We start from the raw sequence: 963 nt of genomic DNA, 5'->3' as shown, positions 1-963 counted from the left end.
TCAACCACTCAATATGGTTGGCAAGTGGGTGAAGGCCAGTTAGTTTACCTTTCTCAATCGAGTGCAATGACGCTCAGTATTTTGACTTATGTCGCCATGGTCGCGGGCATTTACTTTATTGGCTTTATGATTGACTGGATGTCTCGCAACTATGGCAGTGGCCATGATGAGTTTGCCGCGAACGGAATAGCACTCGTCGCTTACTCCTGCACGCCTCTGTTCCTAGCTGGTTTAGCACCACTGTACCCAGAGCCTTGGGTGAATGCTGCTATTTTCCTCGCAGCAGCGGGTTATGCAGCTTACCTGATGTATGACGGTTTACCTCATGTACTGAAGATATCCCAGGATCAAGCCTTCTTCTTTGTCGGTGCGATATTAACAGTTTCTCTGGTTTATCTGGTGACAACATTAATCGGCACCGTCATTATTTGGAGCATGGGCGCTGGCCCAGAGTTTGTCACGCGTTAAAGGGCAAACACTAAAAAGGAAATACCAAAACGCAGAAGGGGACTTATATTAAGCCCCCTTCTCATTTCATATGCCACTTACCACTGCAAACGAATATCTTTCATACGCTGTTTATCTGCTGGTAGCGTCGGCGCAGTATCCGGGTCCACTTCCTTATAAACATTTGTCACCGGCGTAATGTTCGCGTCTCGACCATGGATAAAGTCCTGGTCAGCAACAATGGTCATGTAGGCTTTGTTTAAATCAAGTGCTCGACGAACAGAAGGCGTTAGCAGCTCATATACATCGGCGGCAACCACCTCTTCTTCCTTAACTGTCCCGTCTTCATTAAACCATTTCTCTAGCATTTCACCGTTCTCACGAAACTCATCGCCACCACCAACTCGCTTTAGGTAGTCCAGGATTTCACCTTCGGTATCACCCATTACCGGCGCATCTTTCATGCCCTTCAAGTTAATATAGCCCCAACCTTCAGAGCCTGTAACCTTCCGTGGA

1 protein-coding gene and 1 pseudogene are annotated in these 963 nt (G+C 47.4%); one reads left to right on the top strand and one right to left on the bottom strand.

Annotated elements, in window-relative coordinates:
* Nucleotides 1–468, top strand: a 468-nt coding sequence (locus tag A3756_RS00245; protein WP_082865004.1) for a Yip1 family protein, incomplete at its 5' end; no start/stop codon positions are given.
* Nucleotides 469–545: 77 nt separating this feature from the next.
* On the opposite strand, the pseudogene A3756_RS26910 reads toward A3756_RS00245, so the two are convergent.
* Nucleotides 546–963, bottom strand: a pseudogene (locus tag A3756_RS26910) (hypothetical protein); the annotation flags it as partial.

The organism is Oleiphilus sp. HI0086 (assembly GCF_001635225.1).
This window is presented reverse-complemented; position numbering and strand designations above follow the sequence as displayed.